18 protein-coding genes and 1 riboswitch are annotated in these 16,700 nt (G+C 63.7%); of the genes, 9 read left to right on the top strand and 9 right to left on the bottom strand.

The window, feature by feature from the left end:
• Positions 1-62: 62 nt before the first annotated feature.
• Positions 63-1,835, top strand: coding sequence for a BCCT family transporter (locus tag QYR03_RS05150; protein ID WP_301713447.1), 1,773 nt, complete (start codon positions 63-65; stop codon positions 1,833-1,835).
• On the opposite strand, the gene QYR03_RS05145 is transcribed toward QYR03_RS05150, so the two are convergent.
• From QYR03_RS05145 to QYR03_RS05125, 5 genes are all read right to left on the bottom strand, one after another.
• A complete protein-coding gene (locus QYR03_RS05145; protein WP_301978939.1) occupies positions 1,836-2,276 on the bottom strand; it encodes a hypothetical protein in 441 nt (146 codons plus the stop codon). It lies immediately after the preceding gene.
• A gap of 66 nt (positions 2,277-2,342) precedes the next feature.
• Entirely contained in the window at positions 2,343-3,128 is a 786-nt protein-coding gene (locus QYR03_RS05140) for a thiazole synthase (protein ID WP_301713446.1), read from the bottom strand.
• A 2-nt stretch (positions 3,129-3,130) separates the two neighbouring features.
• Positions 3,131-3,331, bottom strand: a complete 201-nt coding sequence (thiS, locus tag QYR03_RS05135; protein WP_259851789.1) for a sulfur carrier protein ThiS — start codon at positions 3,329-3,331, stop codon at positions 3,131-3,133.
• On the bottom strand, positions 3,331-4,413 hold the full coding sequence (thiO, locus tag QYR03_RS05130; protein WP_259851788.1) for a glycine oxidase ThiO: 1,083 nt from the start codon (positions 4,411-4,413) through the stop codon (positions 3,331-3,333). The genes thiS and thiO overlap by 1 nt, the downstream gene beginning before the upstream one ends.
• Complete coding sequence (locus tag QYR03_RS05125) at positions 4,410-4,901, bottom strand: hypothetical protein (RefSeq protein WP_259851787.1); 492 nt, start codon at positions 4,899-4,901, stop codon at positions 4,410-4,412. Before QYR03_RS05125 ends, thiO begins: the two co-directional genes overlap by 4 nt.
• Before the next feature lie 79 nt (positions 4,902-4,980).
• Between QYR03_RS05125 and QYR03_RS05120 the strand changes: the two genes are divergently transcribed.
• The 4 genes from QYR03_RS05120 (at position 4,981) to QYR03_RS05105 (ending at position 8,787) form a co-directional block, all read left to right on the top strand.
• Positions 4,981-5,355, top strand: coding sequence for an ectoine synthase (locus tag QYR03_RS05120; RefSeq protein WP_259851786.1), 375 nt, complete (start codon positions 4,981-4,983; stop codon positions 5,353-5,355).
• 29 nt (positions 5,356-5,384) lie between these two features.
• On the top strand, positions 5,385-5,993 hold the full coding sequence (locus QYR03_RS05115) for a cation transporter (protein ID WP_259851785.1): 609 nt from the start codon (positions 5,385-5,387) through the stop codon (positions 5,991-5,993).
• 32 nt (positions 5,994-6,025) lie between these two features.
• Complete coding sequence (locus QYR03_RS05110) at positions 6,026-7,273, top strand: Nramp family divalent metal transporter (protein WP_301713459.1); 1,248 nt, start codon at positions 6,026-6,028, stop codon at positions 7,271-7,273.
• Positions 7,274-7,518: 245 nt separating this feature from the next.
• Complete coding sequence (locus QYR03_RS05105) at positions 7,519-8,787, top strand: HNH endonuclease signature motif containing protein (protein WP_259851784.1); 1,269 nt, start codon at positions 7,519-7,521, stop codon at positions 8,785-8,787.
• Here the strand turns inward: QYR03_RS05105 and QYR03_RS05100 are convergent.
• Positions 8,784-9,434: a thiamine phosphate synthase gene (locus tag QYR03_RS05100; protein ID WP_259851783.1), complete on the bottom strand. Its 651-nt coding sequence runs from the start codon at positions 9,432-9,434 to the stop codon at positions 8,784-8,786. The two genes, QYR03_RS05105 and QYR03_RS05100, sit on opposite strands and share 4 nt — an antisense overlap.
• Before the next feature lie 74 nt (positions 9,435-9,508).
• On the opposite strand from QYR03_RS05100, the gene QYR03_RS05095 reads away from it, so the two are divergent.
• Complete coding sequence (locus tag QYR03_RS05095; RefSeq protein WP_259851782.1) at positions 9,509-10,345, top strand: S1 family peptidase; 837 nt, start codon at positions 9,509-9,511, stop codon at positions 10,343-10,345.
• On the opposite strand, the gene hisN is transcribed toward QYR03_RS05095, so the two are convergent.
• The 3 genes from hisN to thiC form a co-directional block, all read right to left on the bottom strand.
• Positions 10,342-11,124, bottom strand: coding sequence for a histidinol-phosphatase (gene hisN / locus QYR03_RS05090; protein ID WP_259851781.1), 783 nt, complete (start codon positions 11,122-11,124; stop codon positions 10,342-10,344). The two genes, QYR03_RS05095 and hisN, sit on opposite strands and share 4 nt — an antisense overlap.
• Entirely contained in the window at positions 11,117-11,935 is an 819-nt protein-coding gene (locus QYR03_RS05085) for an inositol monophosphatase family protein (protein ID WP_301713445.1), read from the bottom strand. The genes hisN and QYR03_RS05085 overlap by 8 nt, the downstream gene beginning before the upstream one ends.
• Positions 11,935-13,722, bottom strand: coding sequence for a phosphomethylpyrimidine synthase ThiC (thiC, locus tag QYR03_RS05080; RefSeq protein ID WP_301713444.1), 1,788 nt, complete (start codon positions 13,720-13,722; stop codon positions 11,935-11,937). Before thiC ends, QYR03_RS05085 begins: the two co-directional genes overlap by 1 nt.
• Positions 13,720-13,836, bottom strand: a riboswitch (TPP riboswitch). It overlaps the preceding gene by 3 nt.
• A gap of 67 nt (positions 13,837-13,903) precedes the next feature.
• Between thiC and prfB the strand changes: the two genes are divergently transcribed.
• The 3 genes from prfB to ftsX all read left to right on the top strand — a co-directional run bounded on the left by prfB (position 13,904) and on the right by ftsX (position 16,692).
• Entirely contained in the window at positions 13,904-15,010 is a 1,107-nt protein-coding gene (prfB, locus tag QYR03_RS05075) for a peptide chain release factor 2 (protein WP_301713443.1), read from the top strand.
• An 83-nt stretch (positions 15,011-15,093) separates the two neighbouring features.
• Complete coding sequence (gene ftsE, locus QYR03_RS05070; protein ID WP_259851777.1) at positions 15,094-15,786, top strand: cell division ATP-binding protein FtsE; 693 nt, start codon at positions 15,094-15,096, stop codon at positions 15,784-15,786.
• A 3-nt stretch (positions 15,787-15,789) separates the two neighbouring features.
• Positions 15,790-16,692: a permease-like cell division protein FtsX gene (gene ftsX / locus QYR03_RS05065; protein WP_301713442.1), complete on the top strand. Its 903-nt coding sequence runs from the start codon at positions 15,790-15,792 to the stop codon at positions 16,690-16,692.
• Positions 16,693-16,700: the final 8 nt, after the last annotated feature.

Raw genomic sequence — 16,700 nt, 5'->3', positions numbered from 1 at the left:
CTTAATGTCCTAAACTTTTTCAGGATAGTGACCGCCCACCTAGACAATTGGGGCAGATTCCCATGCGCAAATTTCGCGCCGATCCACTGATTTTCTACACCGCTGTCGGATTCATCGTCGCCTTCGTGGCTCTCACTATCGGTTTCGGTGAGCGTGCCCGCGACCTGTACTCCACGGTGTCCGCCTGGATGATGGACAATTTCGCCTGGCTGTACATCGGCGGCGTGTCCGCAGTGTTCGTCTTCCTCATCGTCCTGTTCGTGTCCCGCTTCGGCAACTACCGCCTCGGCGACGACGATGAGCCCGAGTACTCCCTGCCAGTGTGGTTCTCCATGCTGTTCGCCGCCGGCATGGGTGCGACGCTGCTGTTCTGGGGTGCCGCTGAGCCGCTGCACCACGCGTACAACCCGCCTCGCGGCGGTTACGAGCGGATGAGCGAGGAGGCCATCCGCCAAGCGTTCGAGTTCACCTACTACCACTTCGGTATCCACATGTGGGTGATCTTCACGTTGCCGGGCCTGGCCATGGGCTACTTCATCTACAAGCGCAAGATGCCCGCCCGCTACTCGTCGATGTTCTCGCCGCTGCTCGGCTCGAAAGTGTACGAGTGGCCGGGCAAACTTCTCGACGCCATCGGCATCATCGGCACCGTCTTCGGCCTCGCCGTCTCCGTCGGCTTGGGCGTGCTGCAGATCAGCGCCGGCATGAACATTCTCTGGGGCGTTCCTCTGGTGACGTGGGTGGAACTGGCCGTGATCATCTTCATCACCACCTGCGCCTCGATCTCCGTGGCTACGGGGCTGGACAAGGGTGTGAAGCTGCTGTCGAACCTGAACATCATCGGCTCGATTGTGCTGCTGGTATTCCTCTTCATCGTCGGCCCGACGTTGAAGATCATCGAGCACCTCACCGAGTCCTTCGGTTTCTACGTCGCGTCCCTGCCGGAGCTGATGTTCTGGGTGGACGCCAACAACGACAATCCGGGGTGGCACGCCACGTGGACTGCGTTCTACTGGGCGTGGACGATTTGTTGGTCGCCGTATGTGGGCATGTTCTTTGCCCGCATTTCCCGCGGCCGCACCGTGCGCCAGTTCATCGCGGGCACGATCTTGCTGCCTACCATTTTCGACATCGTGTGGTTCGCCACCTTCGGCCGCACCGCGATCGAGGTCGAGCAGAACGACCCCGGTGTGCTCACCGGCCCTGTGGTCGAGGACGGGGACACCCCGCAAGCTCTGTTCACCCTGTTGGAGCAGTACCCGCTGTACTTCGTCAGCGGCGCCGTGGCGCTGGCGGTGATCGTGTTCTACTTCGTCACCTCGATCGACTCCGCTGCCTTGGTGATGGACATGTTCACCACCGGTGAGGAGGAAGTCACACCGAAGTACTACCGGGTGGCGTGGGCCGTCGCGGTCGGAATCGTGACAGCGGCGCTGCTGTTCATCAACGATTCCGGCATCCAGGCGCTGCAGGAAGTGGTGATCATCATCGCCCTGCCGTTCTTCATCGTCTACTTCGTCATGATGTTCTCGTTGGTGAAGGCGATGAGTGACGATTCCGCCGCCGAGCGCCGTTTCCGTTCCCGCCGTTGGGAGAAGACTGATACGGCCGAGAAGTACGAGGAAGCCGAGGCGAAGCCCGCGCCGGGTTACGACGAGGAGGGCAACGAGATCGATCGCCCCGAGCTTGAGTACGACCACGAGGAAGGCTCCTGGCGCCTCACTGAGAACATCATCACCGAGGCGAAGGCAGACGATGAGACCGTCGATGCCTCGGTGCCGGAGGGCACCGAGGTCATCATCGAGCAGCAGGTCAAGCCGCCCGAGCGCGGTTAATTAGAGCGAGAACAGGACAGAGTTCACGCCGCCGGCGCGGATGACCGCTGGCTTCATGAAGTCGATCACGTAGAGGTCACCGGTGAAATCCGGGATGACCACGCGGCTGCCGTAGGTGTGGATCTGCAGCGGTTGGAGGTGCATCGGCGGCTGCTCGAAGCCCTGGTTCCAGCACTTGGTGCCCGCCCAGTTGCGCTGGATGGACACCGCTGGGATCAGCTGTCCCGCCGGATTGCACTGCGGTTGGGATTTGCGTGCGCGGTCGCTCACGCAGAGGGTCTCACCGTTGTACAGGGCACAACGGACGGAGCCGTCGGCGTTAGACACGAACTTCGGGTCTGCCGCCGCCACCGGCGCGAGACCAGCAGTGGTCAGGCCGGCGGCCAGGGCAGCGGAGGCGAGGACGGCGGATGTGCGTTTCACGGCTGGACTCTTTGACATGCGGATTCATTGTGTGTGACTGACGTCACTTATGGTTTTATCAGGCTCCAGCCAAGCTTTCGAGAGCTAAAGTACTTGATCTGCCCAGCTCGCCAATCCCTCGAAACTGGAGGAGGCGACAGCGTGCTCGCGCTTCGGGATGCGCCCGGCACTCCGCGCGAGCATTCCGCCTTCGACAGCCAGGCGCATGGCGCGGGCCATGGCTTCTGGGTCCTGGCAGCGGTTGACGGCGCTGGCCAGCAGCACACCGGAGCAGCCGAGCTCCATCGCGAGCGCGGCGTCGGAGGCGGTGCCCACGCCCGCGTCGATGAGGATGGGCACGTCTGCGCGGGAGCAGATCAGCTCGATATTGTGCGGGTTCAAGATGCCCAGTCCGGTGCCGATGGGGGAGCCCAGCGGCATGACTGCGGCAGCACCCAAGTCTTCCAGCTTCTTTGCTGCCACCGGGTCGTCGGAGGTGTAGGCGAGGACGGTGAAGCCTTCGTCGATAAGCATCTCGCACGCGTCTACTGTTTCCACCACATCTGGCAGCAGAGTGCGGTCGTCGGCGATGACCTCGAGTTTCACCCAGTCGGTGCCCAGCGCCTCACGCGCGAGTTTCGCGGTAATGACGGCATCGCGCGCGGTGCGGCAGCCGGCGGTATTCGGCAGCGGAGCGATATCAAGCCTGTTCAGGAGGTCGAAGACGGACTCGCCGCCCGACTGCTGCTGCGCGGCGAACCGCCTCATCGCCACGGTGGTCAGCTCCGTGCCGGAGGCGACGAGCGCCTTTTCCAGCATGTCCTGGGAGCTGGCGCCGCCGGTGCCCATGATCAGGTGGGAATTGAATTGCTTGCCAGCGATCTCCAGCATGTTTAGCCTCCCTGCACGGCGGTGAGGATGTCGACGGTGGCGCCGTCGGTAAGCTGCGTTTTCTCCCACTCAGACTTCGGCACGACATCCCCGTTGAGCGCGACAGCGGTACCTGCTGGGACCTCACCGAGGCGCTCGCGCAGGAGTCCGGCGACGTCCTCCGCCCCCGTCGTGACCTTTTCATCGTTGACGATCAGCTGCATTAGTTCCTCCTTGAATGACGCAGGGGATCACACGCCTCCAACTCTACGGGCGGTTCGACGCCCTCGACGAGCGCGGCCCCGCACTTCGCGCCCATGGCGGCGAGCAGGATGCCGTGGCGGAAATAGCCGGTGGAAACGACGACGCGGTCGTTCACGCGGCCGAGGTACGGCAGGTCATCCGGCGAGCCGGGGCGCGCACCGACGTGGGTTTCAACGAAGTCGCACTCCTCGATGCCGGGCACGATCTCGCTGCCGTCGCGCAGCAGTTGCAGCACCCCGCCTGCCTGGGGCTCGGCACGGTCGTCCTCACGCGTCGTCGCGCCCACAGTTAGCGTGCAGTCCTCGCGCGGGATGAGGTAGATCGGCCGGTCCTCGACGAATCCGCGGATCACGTGGTTGATCAGCGGCCGTTGGTGCTCCGGCACGCGCAGTTCCACCATGTCGCCGTAGACCGGGCGCAGCTTCAGCGGATTTTCGCCCTCAAACCAGCCGGTCGTTTCGCGCGCGCCGAGCCCGTTGGCCAGCAGGACCTGGTCTGCATCGACGTCGGCCACATCGCGCACAGCCTCCGCCACGAACTCGACTCCAGCATTGGAGCACGCCTCCTGCAGGGCGGCCGCGAAGAGCCGCGGGCGGACTTGGTGGTCGCCGGGGATGTGCACGGCACCGCTTATCGACGGTGCCAGCGCCCCCTCCAATTTCCGCGCCTCCCGCGTGGTGATGCGCTCCGTGGTCATTCCGTGCAGTTCCTGGTACTCCTGCAGCTCCTCGAGGTGCGTCTTGTCCGCGCGGTCCTTCGCCACCACCAGCGTTCCGTCGGTGCGGTAGCCGGTGGGGGAGTCGGTGTACTTCGCGGTCAGCTCGATCAGCTCCGGGTACCACTTTCCGGCGGCGATCATCAGCGGGAACAGCGGGTCCTGCTTGTACACCACCTCCGCCGCTGGGGCGAGCATCCCGCCCGCGTGCCAGGTCGCGCCGCTGGCGGGCGCCGGGTCGTATACCGTGACGGAGTGGCCGCCGTCGGCGAGACGAAGCGCCGTCGATAAGCCGATAATGCCCCCGCCGATCACTGCTACCTTCATGCTTTCCTTCTTTGCTGAAATTTGTCGATCGCCCACCAACCGAGCGGCATGAACGCGACCGCGATGATCCAGTAGATCAACCAGAAGCTTCCCGCAAGGCCCGTTACCGCGATCATCGCCGCCAAGATCACGATGGTGACCGTGCAGGCGGTTGTGCAGCGGATGAGGTTATCGCGAGAGGGGCGGTTGAATCCTTCGCCGCTAATGTCTGACGAGCCGCGCCACTTGAGGTCCATCGCCTGAATGAGGTCCTTGCCGAAGATGATCGAGAACACTACATAAAACGCCCCGAATGCGTGGAAGAAATTCGCGTAATTCATCTCCGCCACGCTCCAGAACGTGTAGACGAGCAACGCGAAGTCGATGAGGGGCGTCGTGGCTAAGAGCGCGATTCCCGCTTTCGGGAGCTTGAGCGCGTAGCGCAGAATCATCCCGCCGAACAGGCAGAGCCAGAACGCGATCTCCGCGAGAATGATGGCAAGGATCATGTCTTCGACCATACGCGCCTCGTGGATATCGAAATTCCTTTAGCGTGGGTAGGGCAACCGATTTGAAAAAGGAGAGATTATGTTCACCCGTTCCCGTGAAGATGTCGAGACTGTTGAGTGGGGTGGCGGCACCTCCGAGCGCCTGCTGACCGCAAAGGACAATATGGGCTACGCCGTTGCTCACACCGTCGTCCGTGCCGGCACCGAGTCCAAGCTGCAGTACCGCAACCACCTCGAGGCCTGCTACTGCATCGGCGGCTCCGGCGAGGTCGAGGACACCGAGGGCAATGTGTACCCGATCACCCCGGGCACCATTTACGTTCTCGACGAGCACGACGCCCACTACCTGCGCGGCGGCAAGGACGAGGACCTGATCCTAGTCTCCGTGTTCAACCCGGCGATCACCGGTGATGAGAAGCACACCCTGTCCGAAGACGGATTCAGCAGCTACTAAGTCTGTCTCCTAAGAGATAAGCTGGGGCAGTGACTGCCGACAGAATCCGCCGCGCCGTTCTCATCGTCGCGCTGCTCAACCTTGCTTATTTCTTCGTCGAGTTCTCGGCCGCTGTGGCCATCGGCTCGGCATCCCTGTTCGCGGATTCCGCGGACTTCCTCGAAGACACCGCGATCAACCTGCTGGTGTTCTTCGCTGTGGCGTGGCCAGCAGCCCGGCGCCGGACAGCTGGTTCGGTGCTGGCTGCCCTCATCCTCATCCCGGCGATCGCCGCGATCGTGACCGTCGTGCTCAAGATCATGAGCCCGGAGCCACCCTCGCCTGAGGGGCTGACCGGTGTGGCGCTCGGCGCGCTCGTGGTCAACCTGATCTGCGCTGTGATTTTGCTCCGCCTGCGCAACGAGGGGTCCTCGCTAGCCACCGGTGCGTGGCTCGCTGCGCGCAACGACGCGTTGGCCAACATCCTCATCATCGTCGCCGGCCTGCTCACCTTCGTGTGGGCGACTGCCTGGTTCGACATCATCGTCGGCGCGATCATCGCGATCGTGAACCTTTCCGCCGCCAAGGAAGTGTGGGAAGAGTCCCGCGAAGAGCACGACTCCGTCGAGGAAGCGTTCGCCGATATGGAGGAATGCTAGACCCTCACCGCATGAAGTGATGTAGGACACATATCCTCGATTTTGGGAGGGCAGATGTCCACCGTCACTGCACGAAAAAGAAATCCGGCTGGATCGGTCCCGGCCTGCTGATCAGCGCTTCATTCATTGGACCGGGAACTGTCACCACTGCCACGACTACAGGTGCGGACTTCGGGTTCGCGCTGGCGTGGGCCATCGTGTTCTCCATCATTGCGACGATTGTTCTCCAGGAGATGTCGGCCCGCCTGGGCTTGACGGGCGAGATGAGTACCGGCGAGGCCATGCGCGCGACCTTTCAATCGCCCGCAGCCAAAATCGCCATGATCGCCCTGATCGTCACAGCGATCGGCATCGGTGGCGCGGCCTATGCGGGTGGCGACACCACCGGCACGGCGCTAGCGCTCAGTGGTGTGACCGGCCTGCCCGTCCCTGTCCTGTCCGGCATTATCGCCGCTGTGATCGTCCTTGTCCTGCTCACTGGGAGCTACAAAATCATCGAGGCATTCATGTCGGTGCTGGTGGTCATCCTCATGGGCATTTTCCTTGTCACGGCAGTGGCGGTGAAGCCGGACATTGGCGCGATGCTCCACGGCATGTTCGTCCCCGGCATTCCCGGCGGTGCCGCAGTCACCGCGGTCGCCTTGGTGGGCACCACCGTTGTCTCGTACAACGTCTTTCTGCATTCCAATTTGGTGCGGGAGAAATGGGGGACTGAGCCTCAGAGCCTCGCGCTGAAGAAGGCCCGCGTCGACAATGCTGTCTCCATCACTGTGGGCGGAGTGATCACCCTCGCCATCCTCACCACCGCCGCGACAGTCATGTTCAGTCAGGGGCTGACCGCTGAATCCGCCGCGGATATGGCCGAGCCTTTGCGCCCCATGCTTGGCGACGCCGCACCCTGGGTCCTTGCTATCGGCCTTTTCGCCGCGGGCATGACCTCCGCAGTTGCCGGACCCCTTGGGGCGGCGTACGCCATTTGCGGTGTCATGGGCTGGACCAGCGACCTGAAAGACACAAAGTTCCGGGCCATTTACCTCACTGTCGTCATCGTCGGCGCCGTCATTGCGGTCACCGGCGTGAACCCGATCCAGGTGATCGTCCTCGCCCAGGCCGCCAACGGCAGCCTCCTGCCTGTTGTCGCTTTCTTTCTCCTCTACACCATGAACAACAAGAAGCTGCTCGGCGAGCATGCCAACGGGCTGGCCACGAATATCGCTGGCGGCCTGATCTTCCTGATCACGGTTGTGCTCGGCGGCTTGTCTCTGTTCGGCTTGTTTTAGGTGCGGTTCAGAAATCCGCAGGAACTCCGCAGTGCGGAGTCGGGGCGAGCTTGGGGTTCGGGCGCTAGGGGCATTAGGAGGCGCTAGAGAGGCTGGTGCCGATGGGCGCCCCGGAAAACCCCAGGAACTCCGCAGTGCGGAGTTTATCCACATGCTAAGTCGAAAACATGTTCTAGTGTGTCCGGGGCGTTGTGTATGGTCCGTTCAAAAGAATCAGACAACGGCAATGGGGGATGATGCTGGAAATGCGAGACGAAACTGAACTCGGGCACGGGGAGCTGGCGGAGGATATTGTTTACGCCTACCGGTCGATGATGCGTTCGAAGTCCGGGTTGTTAGAGATGATCGGGGAATTCGACCGCCGGGCTCTCGCGGAGAAATGCGGGTCCTCGAGCACTGCGACCTGGCTGATGCGCCGGTTGGGACTGTCGGAATCGTCGGCGCACGAGTACGTGCATGTGGCGCGGCAGTTGCAGAATTTTCCGTATCTGGCGGAGATGTTCGCGGCGGGGAACGTGAGCTACTCGGCGCTGCGGCTGGCTCTCAAATACCTTACCCCGGAAAATGAGGTCGAGGTTGTGGAAAAGGCTATGAAGCTGGGACACAACGGCTTGGCCTGCGCGCTGGCTGGGCGCGGGAAGAACAGCGCAGAAGGAGCCAAAAGAGACTTCTATCTCCGGGTGAAAAGGGACGAAGACGGGTGCCTGAGATTCTGGGGCAGGGTGAATCCTGTGGATGGGGAGAGCTTCTGCGCTGCTTTGAAGATCGGGCATCTGAGTTTCGCAGCTGGCAAGGAGGAGCTCAGTGGCATCGTCGGCGAAGACGGATACGTTGAGCAGGAAAAACTGGATGCACTCGTCCGGTCGAAGGAAGAGGAGGAAGAGAAAGTACAGGCGAAGAAAGACGTCTCGGGCTTCGGCTTGCCGACGGGGCGTGCGATGGTCCACGCGCTGATGGGCATGGTCAACATGGTCAGGTCGAAGCCGCGGAGTACGCTCCGCGCGCCGGGCGCGCAGGTCAGTGTGATGGCAACGCTGGATGGCCGGGCGTATCTACCCAATAATGCGGGTGCTGCGTCGAAGGGGCTGGAGAACCTCGTGGCGAATGCGCTCGTGCGCCTGGACACGGTGGATGACCGCGGAATGATCATCAACGCAGGCCGCTCGACGCGTTTGGCTACGGACGGTCAGATTCGGTCGCTACTGGCCATGTGGAGTGGGCAGTGCGCGATGCCGGGGTGCACGCACACGCGGTTCATGGAATTCCATCATATGGAGGAATGGGCCAACGGCGGGTTGACGGACATGGAGAACCTCATCCCGCTGTGCTCCGCGTGCCACTCGCTGGTCACTGAGGGCTACGCCCAGGTCACCCGCCACGGCGACGAGATCGTGTTCGACTTCGGGGATGGCAGCCGCTACGTGTCATACAACCACTCGTTGCCAGTCAGGAATGACCTTTACATGATGCCGGAGGTGGAGAAACGTGGATGCGCCGACAGCTTCGCGAGTTAGGGGCGGCCGCGGTCGACGGCGGCGACGACGCGCTCAACGTAGTCGCGCGGATCCTCGGCGTTCATGATGCCACGGACGATGGCCACGCCGTCGACGCCGGTGCGGGCGAGATCTTCGGCGTCGTCTGCGGTCACATCGCCAATGGCGACGACTGGGACACGGGAGGCCTCGACCAGGGCGGGGTAGCCCTCAAGCCCCAAGGGCGCGCGGCCGGAGTCCTTTGTCGGGGTATCGCGGAAAGGACCGGCACCGATGTAGTCGATGACGTCAGCGTAATCGTTGGCGGCCTGGACAAGCTCGAGGGTGCCTGTGGTCAAGCCGATGACGGCATCGGGGCCGAGAAGTTCACGGGCGATGCGCGGGTTCAGGTCGTCTTGGCCGATGTGGACTCCGGCGACGCCGTGGGGTTTAAGGGCGAGGGCGACGTCGACGCGGTCGTCGATAAGCACGCGCGCATCCGGGTTGACCTCGTGCACGGCGGTGACCACGGACAAGGCGAGATCGTGAAGGTCGCGGGCGCTGATGGGTTTGCTGCGCACCTGGATGATTCCGGCGCCGCCTTGGGCAGCCGCGCGGGCGGTCTCCACAATGTGGTCGGGCGCGCCAGCGCCGGTGACGAAGTAACAGCGGAGGTCCAGATCACTCATGTGCGCCATTGTAGAGAGGGGCTCGTGGTGTACGGTTTGTCTATTCACGTCCACTGGGAGAAGGGATGCCCACCATGAAGCTCCGGGCCTTGGCCGCCGCGGCGTTGAGCGCTCTAGCCGCGCTGACGGTGACGATCGCGCCGCAGGCTAACGCGCAGACCGATCCGAACTACCAGTGGCGCAACGACCCAGCGTCGAAGGTGTTGGCGGGCAAGCCTTTCGCGGGCAGCGTCCTGCACCGAGTGCCGGGCTCGTTCTTCGACGCGCAGCGTGCGAATCCGGGCGCGAAGAATGCGGCGTCGCGGGGGCGGGCGCTGTACGGCGCTGGTGCCCCGATCTACGTGGGCATGTACGGCATGTGCACGGTCGCGGCAGTGGGCACGGACAGCGCGGGACGACGCGTGGCGCTCACAGCGGGGCACTGCGGCAACATCGGTGATCAGGTGGTGTCGGCGGATTCCTTCGCGGCGGGCCCGACCGGCCGGATCGCGCGCAAGAACGGTGCCCTCGACTACGCGGTGATCGAGCTCGGCCCGCGTGCGGACCTGACGGCCAGCTACAACGGGACGACGATCCGCTCCACGGGCGGCGCGACGCGCACCGGCGACACGCTGTGCAAGAACGGCTACGCCTCGGGCGTGACCTGCGGGGTCAACTGGATCGCGGACGGCGCGCGCCAGCAGTCGCAGGTGTGCGCGATGGCGGGGGATTCGGGCGCGCCGCTCTACTCCGGCACCCGCCTGGTGGGGCTGGTCAACGGAAGCTCCATCCCGCGTTTCGCCAACCTGCAGTGCGTTAGCCCGCTCCAGGGGCCGGTTCATGCGCCGACTGTGTCGACGAATATCGATGCGATCATCGCGGACCTCAACACTGCGCCTGGAGTGGGCAACGGCTTCCGCCTCGCGGGCTAGGCCAACCGGCTGAGCACCTCGTCGTGCAGCAGGCCGTTGGTGGCTATGGCATCGCCGCCGTGGGGGCCGTCCTCGCCAGCCAGCGAGGTGAAGCGGCCGCCGGCCTCAGTTACGAGGACGGACAGGGCGGCCAAGTCCCACAGGGAAACTTCGGGCTCGGCGGCGATATCCACGGCGCCCTCAGCGACGAGGCAGTAGGAGAAGAAATCGCCGTAGCCGCGGAGACGCCACACGTCGTCGGTGAGCGCGATCAGCTGGTCCCGCAAGCCGCGGTCGCGCCAGCCGCTCAAGGACGAGATGCTAATCGACGCATCTCCCAGCCCCTTCACACCCGAGACCCCCAACCGGGTGACGCCACCGTCGGCGAATGTGCGCCACGCGCCGGTGCCCTCGCTCGCGTACCAGCGGCGGGTGAGGGCTGGGGCACTGACCACGCCGACGACGGGTTTGCCGTCCTCGAGCAGGGAGATCAGCGTGGCCCACACAGGCACGCCGCGGACGAAATTCTTCGTTCCGTCGATCGGGTCGATGACCCACTGGCGGCCAGAGAACTGCACATCGCCGCCGAATTCCTCCCCAAGCACGCTATCTGCGGGGCGGGTGGTGCCCAGCTTGTCGCGCAGAGCGCTCTCCACCGCGATGTCGGCGTCGGAGACAGGGGTCATGTCGGGCTTGGTATCGACTTTCAGGTCGGCGGACTCGAAGCGTTCCAAGGTGACCGTGTCAGCGAGGTCCGCGAGCTCGAGGGCCAGGGCGAGGTCGTCAGAGTAGTTAGCCATGCTGCTCAAGCTTAGCCAGCACATCGTCGACGAGCTGGCGGTTTCCCGCTACACACCAGGTGACTCCGCCGGCGTCGGCCTTGACGGCCTTCCCGCCTGCAGCTTCCACCAGCGCTTTTCCGGGCAGCCAGTCCCAGTCCGCCACGGAGTGCTGCAGCCAGCCGCCGATGCCGCCGGAGGCGACGGTGGCCAGGTCGATGGAACCGGCGCCGAACATGCGCACAGTGGCGGCGTGGTTCGCGACGCTCAGCCACGCCCCGCGGATGGCTTCGTTCGTCATCGAGGTGGGGTGGAGGTAGGTGGCGAGTGCGAGGTGGGGCAGCGGAGCGTCGGCAAGCTGTTCAAGCTCGCGGCCGTTCCGTGTCGCTGTGCCGTTGTCGGCGATCCACGTCGTGGCCAGCGCAGGGCGGTGAATCGCGCTGGTGAGAATGCGGGCAGGGTTGCTGGCATCGCCATCGACGAGCGCGAGCGCGGAGCAGAAGTAGTCGGAGCCCGAGGCGAAGTTATAGGTGCCGTCCACCGGGTCGATCACCCACGTGCGCCCGCTTTGCGACACCTTCGCCGCTCCCTCTTCGCCCACGATGCCGTCCTCGGGGCGGAGCGCCTCCAGCACGCCGGCGACGAATTCCTCGGCGGCCATGTCGGCGTTGGTGACCACATCGGACACAGACGTCTTCTGGCCTGTGTCGAGGCCCTCGTCGCGCATGCTTAGCGCCAGACCCCCGGCAGTTTCGACGAGGGCGCGGGCGAGCTCGGAATCAGTATCTTCTCGGTGGGAATCAATGAAAGCTGCGGTAGACACAGCCGCCATTATTCCTGAACGTAGACATTCGAGCCGAGCTTGTGGAATTCCTTGGCCATCTCGCGTTCGCCGCGGCGGTAATCCGTGCCGCCGGCGAAACTCGGAATGCCTAGGTCCGCGATGAGCTTCTTGTTCTTGTCGTCCAAGGCTTCGTCGATCGCGCCGCCGAATTCATCGCGGATGTCCTGGCTGATGCGCATCGAGCAGAACTTGGGTCCGCACATGGAGCAGAAGTGGGCGGTCTTCGCGGGCTCCGCCGGCAGCGTCTCGTCGTGGTACGCCTGGGCGGTCTCTGGGTCGAGGGAAAGGGCGAACTGGTCGTGCCAGCGGAATTCGAAACGCGCCTTGCTCATCGCGTCGTCCCAGTCGCGTGCGCCCGGGTGGCCCTTCGCCACATCGGCGGCGTGGGCGGCGACCTTGTAGGTGATCACGCCCGTCTTCACATCGTCCTTGTTCGGCAGGCCGAGGTGCTCCTTCGGGGTGACGTAGCAGAGCATCGCGGTGCCGCCCATGGCGATATTCGCCGCGCCGATGGCGGACGTGATGTGGTCGTAGCCCGGTGCGATATCGGTGACCAGGGGGCCGAGAGTGTAGAACGGGGCGCCGCCGCACCATTCCTCTTCTTTCTCGTTGTTGACCTGGATCATGTTCAGTGGGACGTGGCCGGGTCCCTCGATCATCACCTGGACATCGTGGTCCCAGGCGCGCTTGCACAGCTCGCCGATGGTTTTCAGCTCCGCGAACTGGGCGGCGTCGTTGGCGTCGGCGACGGAGCCGGGGCGGAGGCCGTCGCCAAGCGAGAATGCGATGTCGTACTGGGCGAAGATCTCGCACAGCTCGTCGAAATTCTCGTAGAGGAACGACTCTTTGTGGTGGGCTAGGCACCAGCCGGCCATGATCGAGCCGCCGCGGGAGACGATGCCGGTGACGCGTTTCGACGTCAGCGGGACGTACGGCAGCCGCACCCCCGCGTGCACCGTCATGTAGTCCACGCCCTGCTCGGCCTGTTCAATGACGGTGTCGCGGAAGATCTCCCACGTCAGGTCTTCGGCGACACCGCCCACCTTCTCCAGCGCCTGGTAGATCGGCACGGTGCCGATGGGGACAGGCGAGTTGCGCAGGATCCACTCGCGGGTGGTGTGGATGTCGTTGCCGGTGGACAGGTCCATGACGGTGTCCGCGCCCCAGCGGGTGGCCCAGCGCAGCTTGTCCACCTCCTCGCGGATGGACGAGGTGACGGCGGAATTACCGATGTTGGCGTTAATCTTGGTCAAGAACGCGTTGCCGATGATCATCGGCTCGGATTCCGGGTGGTTGATGTTGTTCGGGATGATCGCGCGGCCGGCGGCGACCTCTTCACGGACCTTCTCCGGGTCGCAGTGCTCGCGCAGCGCCACGAATTTCATCTCGGGGGTGATCACGCCGTTGCGGGCATACGCCATCTGGGTGACGCGCTTGCCGCTCTTCGCGCGTAGCGTCGGGCGGGTCGCGCCGCGCCACTCCTCGCTGGCCTCCCCGCGTTTCATTGCGCGTGTGCCGTCGTCCTCGAGGTTGCGGGCGCGGCCCTCGTATTCCTCGATGTCGTCGCGCTCGGCGATCCATTCGCTTCGCAGAGCAGGCAAGCCTTCCTCCGGCTCGGCCCACGGGCCGCGCGTGCGGTAGATGCGGAACGGCTCGTTCGGGCCAGTCGGGGAGTCATCCAGCTCAATCGCAGTTTCTGGAACTTCGAGCCCGTCCTGGACAATCGGGGCGTACGAGTGCTTCGGGTGGATTTCTTCAGCGTAAATATCAGCCATGAGCTGCTCCTTACTTCCTTCGCTGGTGCTAGCCAGACAGGTTCGGACGGTGCTCGCACGGCTCAATATCAGTGCGATCTCAGCCCGCTGCCGCGGGCGCCCGTGTGGGTGCGTCCCACAGTGTAGGTGCTCGGGCGGCGGTATGAAGGTGTTTTGGAGATCTCCACTAGACTTCGCACCTATGCAGCCAGAGACCAGCAACCGGATCCAGTCCCTCGAGTCCACCCTGACCACCATCGAGTCGGTCATGGACTTAGACGAGATGGATTCGCGCGCCCGCGAGCTGGAGCAGCAAGCCGCCGACCCCAGTTTGTGGGACGACCCCGACCACGCGCAGCAGGTGACAACCGAGCTGTCCAACGTGCAGGCGAAGCTGCGCAAAGTCACTGGGCTGCGCCAGCGTCTCGACGACCTGCCGGTCATGTACGAACTCGCGGAAGAGGAGGGCGACGCATCGCTTGCCGACGATGAGTTGGCCGAACTCGAAACCCAGATCTCCTCGCTGGAGGTGACGACGATGCTGTCGGGGGAGTACGACGAGCGCGAGGCTGTGGTGAATATCCGTTCCGGTGCCGGCGGTGTCGATGCGGCGGATTGGGCGGAGATGCTCATGCGCATGTACACCCGCTGGGCCGAGAAAAACGGCCACAAGGTCGATGTCTACGATATTTCCTACGCCGAGGAAGCCGGCATCAAGTCGGCCACCTTCGTCGTCCACGGGGAGTACATGTACGGCCAGCTCTCCGTGGAGCAGGGCGCGCACCGCCTCGTGCGTATCTCGCCCTTCGACAACCAGGGCCGCCGCCAGACCTCCTTCGCCGAGGTTGAGGTCCTGCCTGTGGTGGAGCAGACCGACCACATCGACATCCCAGACTCCGACATCCGCGTCGATGTCTACCGGTCCTCCGGACCCGGCGGCCAGTCCGTGAACACCACCGACTCGGCGGTGCGTATCACCCACGTGCCCACCGGCATCGTGGTCACGTGCCAGAACGAGAAATCCCAGATCCAGAACAAGGCTTCGGCCATGAACGTTCTGCAGTCCAAGCTGCTGGAGAAGAAACGCCAAGAAGAAAAGGCGGAGCTGGACGCCCTCGGCGCCGGCGGCAACGCCAGCTGGGGCAACCAGATGCGCTCCTACGTTCTGCACCCGTACCAAATGGTCAAGGACCTGCGCACCAACTATGAAGTGGGCGACCCGCAGAAGGTGCTCGACGGAGATATCGACGGTTTCCTCGAGTCAGGCATCCGCTGGCGGATGGCGGAGCAGCAGGGCGAAGAATCCTAAAATCCTGAACGCCACCTGAATCACCTGCGGTTTCCGCGGTTGGGATTTCCATACGGCCAACGTCTGTCACTAGAGTGGCGCGTGTGATCACTTTCTCGAATGTGACAAAGGTCTATCCGACGTCGACGCGGCCGGCTCTCGACGATGTCTCGCTGACGATTGAGAACGGCGAGTTCGTCTTCCTGATCGGCCCGTCGGGCTCGGGCAAGTCGTCGTTTTTGGAGCTGCTCATCCGCGAGGAGAACGTGACCAGCGGGGACATCCACTTCGGTGACTTCCACGTCAATGCGCTGAAAGGCAAGGAGGTGAACAAGCTCCGCCAGTCCATCGGCTACGTCTTCCAGGACTTCCGGCTGCTGCCCAAACTGAACGTGTACGACAACGTCGCGTTCGCGCTCGAGGTGATCGGCAAGCCGAAAGCGAAAATCCAGAAGCTCGTGCCGGAGGCCCTGGAGATCGTCGGTTTGGACGCGAAAGCCAACCGCATGCCGAACGAGCTGTCCGGCGGCGAGCAGCAGCGCGTGGCCATCGCGCGCGCGTTCGTGGACCGTCCACACCTTCTGCTTGCCGACGAGCCCACCGGCAACCTCGACCCCTCCACCGCCGACGACATCATGGCGCTGCTTGCCCGCATCAACCGCATGGGCACGACCGTGATCATGTCCACGCACAACGCGCGCGCCGTCAACGACATGCGCCAACGCGTGATCGAACTGCAGCTGGGCAAAGTCGTCCGCGACGAGAGCCACGGCGTCTACGGAACAATGGGGGCTTAGAACATGAACTGGAATTTCATCTTCCGCGAGGGTTTCCGCGGTCTCGGCCGCAACCTCACCATGACGATCGCGCTGATCATCACCACGGCGTTGTCCCTGGCGCTGGTGGGTGCGGGCATTCTCATGTCCAAAGTCACCAGTGAGACAAAGGACCTGTACCTGGACCGCGTCGAAGTGATGGTGGAGCTGGATGAGAAGGTGTCGGCGGAGGACAAGGACTGTTCGTCGGAAAGCTGCGCAGAAGTGCGCGACAAGCTGCAGGCGGACGACCGTGTGGAATCCGTGACTTTCCGCAACCGCGAACAGTCCTACGAGCGTTTCGTGGAGCTGTTCCAGGAATCTGATCCTGCGCTGGTGCAGGAGACATCAAAGGACTCGATGCCGGCGGCGCTGCACGTCCGACTTGAGGACCCGACGAATACCGAGCCCATCGACGCGGTGCGCGACATGCCGCAGGTGTCCTATGTCGCCGACCAAGCCAGCGATGTGCGCGGAGTGGCGGATTCGCTCGACTCTTTCCGCAACGCGACATTCATTATCGCCGCGGCGCAGGCGCTAGCCGCGGCGTTCCTCATCGCCAACATGGTGCAGCTCGCCGCGTACAGCCGCCGCGAGGAAATCGGCATTATGCGCATGGTGGGCGCGACCCGCTGGTTCACACAGGCGCCGTTCATCCTCGAGGCGCTGGTCTCCGTGTTCATCGGCGCAGTGATCTCCACCCTCGGTGTGTGGGCGATAAAGTCGCAGATCGTCGACCCGATGCTGGCGGGTGTGTACGAGAACTTGCTCATAGCGAAGCTTTCCGACGGCGCCGTGTGGACCGTCATGCCGCTCGTCGGCCTCGTCGCGCTTCTTGCTTCAGGCCTGGTCGCTCAGGTAGCGTTGCGCTCTTACGTGCGGAAATAGGAGGTCAA

It is taken from the genome of Corynebacterium sp. P4-C1 (genome assembly GCF_030503595.1).
GTDB lineage: Bacteria > Actinomycetota > Actinomycetes > Mycobacteriales > Mycobacteriaceae > Corynebacterium.
This window is presented reverse-complemented; position numbering and strand designations above follow the sequence as displayed.

Excerpts from the sequence above, each read along its gene's own strand:
- ftsX (WP_301713442.1), top strand. The coding sequence starts at position 15,790 with ATGAACTGGAATTTCATCTTCCGCGAGGGTTTCCGCGGTCTCGGCCGC.
- thiO (WP_259851788.1), bottom strand. The coding sequence starts at position 4,413 with ATGAAGGTAGCAGTGATCGGCGGGGGCATTATCGGCTTATCGACGGCG.
- QYR03_RS05085 (WP_301713445.1), bottom strand. The coding sequence starts at position 11,935 with ATGGCGGCTGTGTCTACCGCAGCTTTCATTGATTCCCACCGAGAAGAT.
- QYR03_RS05120 (WP_259851786.1), top strand. The coding sequence starts at position 4,981 with ATGTTCACCCGTTCCCGTGAAGATGTCGAGACTGTTGAGTGGGGTGGC.
- QYR03_RS05125 (WP_259851787.1), bottom strand. The coding sequence starts at position 4,901 with ATGATCCTTGCCATCATTCTCGCGGAGATCGCGTTCTGGCTCTGCCTG.
- thiC (WP_301713444.1), bottom strand. The coding sequence starts at position 13,722 with ATGGCTGATATTTACGCTGAAGAAATCCACCCGAAGCACTCGTACGCC.
- QYR03_RS05105 (WP_259851784.1), top strand. The coding sequence starts at position 7,519 with ATGCGAGACGAAACTGAACTCGGGCACGGGGAGCTGGCGGAGGATATT.
- thiS (WP_259851789.1), bottom strand. The coding sequence starts at position 3,331 with ATGCAGCTGATCGTCAACGATGAAAAGGTCACGACGGGGGCGGAGGAC.
- QYR03_RS05140 (WP_301713446.1), bottom strand. The coding sequence starts at position 3,128 with ATGCTGGAGATCGCTGGCAAGCAATTCAATTCCCACCTGATCATGGGC.
- QYR03_RS05150 (WP_301713447.1), top strand. The coding sequence starts at position 63 with ATGCGCAAATTTCGCGCCGATCCACTGATTTTCTACACCGCTGTCGGA.
- hisN (WP_259851781.1), bottom strand. The coding sequence starts at position 11,124 with ATGGCTAACTACTCTGACGACCTCGCCCTGGCCCTCGAGCTCGCGGAC.
- prfB (WP_301713443.1), top strand. The coding sequence starts at position 13,904 with ATGCAGCCAGAGACCAGCAACCGGATCCAGTCCCTCGAGTCCACCCTG.
- QYR03_RS05095 (WP_259851782.1), top strand. The coding sequence starts at position 9,509 with ATGAAGCTCCGGGCCTTGGCCGCCGCGGCGTTGAGCGCTCTAGCCGCG.
- QYR03_RS05145 (WP_301978939.1), bottom strand. The coding sequence starts at position 2,276 with ATGTCAAAGAGTCCAGCCGTGAAACGCACATCCGCCGTCCTCGCCTCC.
- QYR03_RS05100 (WP_259851783.1), bottom strand. The coding sequence starts at position 9,434 with ATGAGTGATCTGGACCTCCGCTGTTACTTCGTCACCGGCGCTGGCGCG.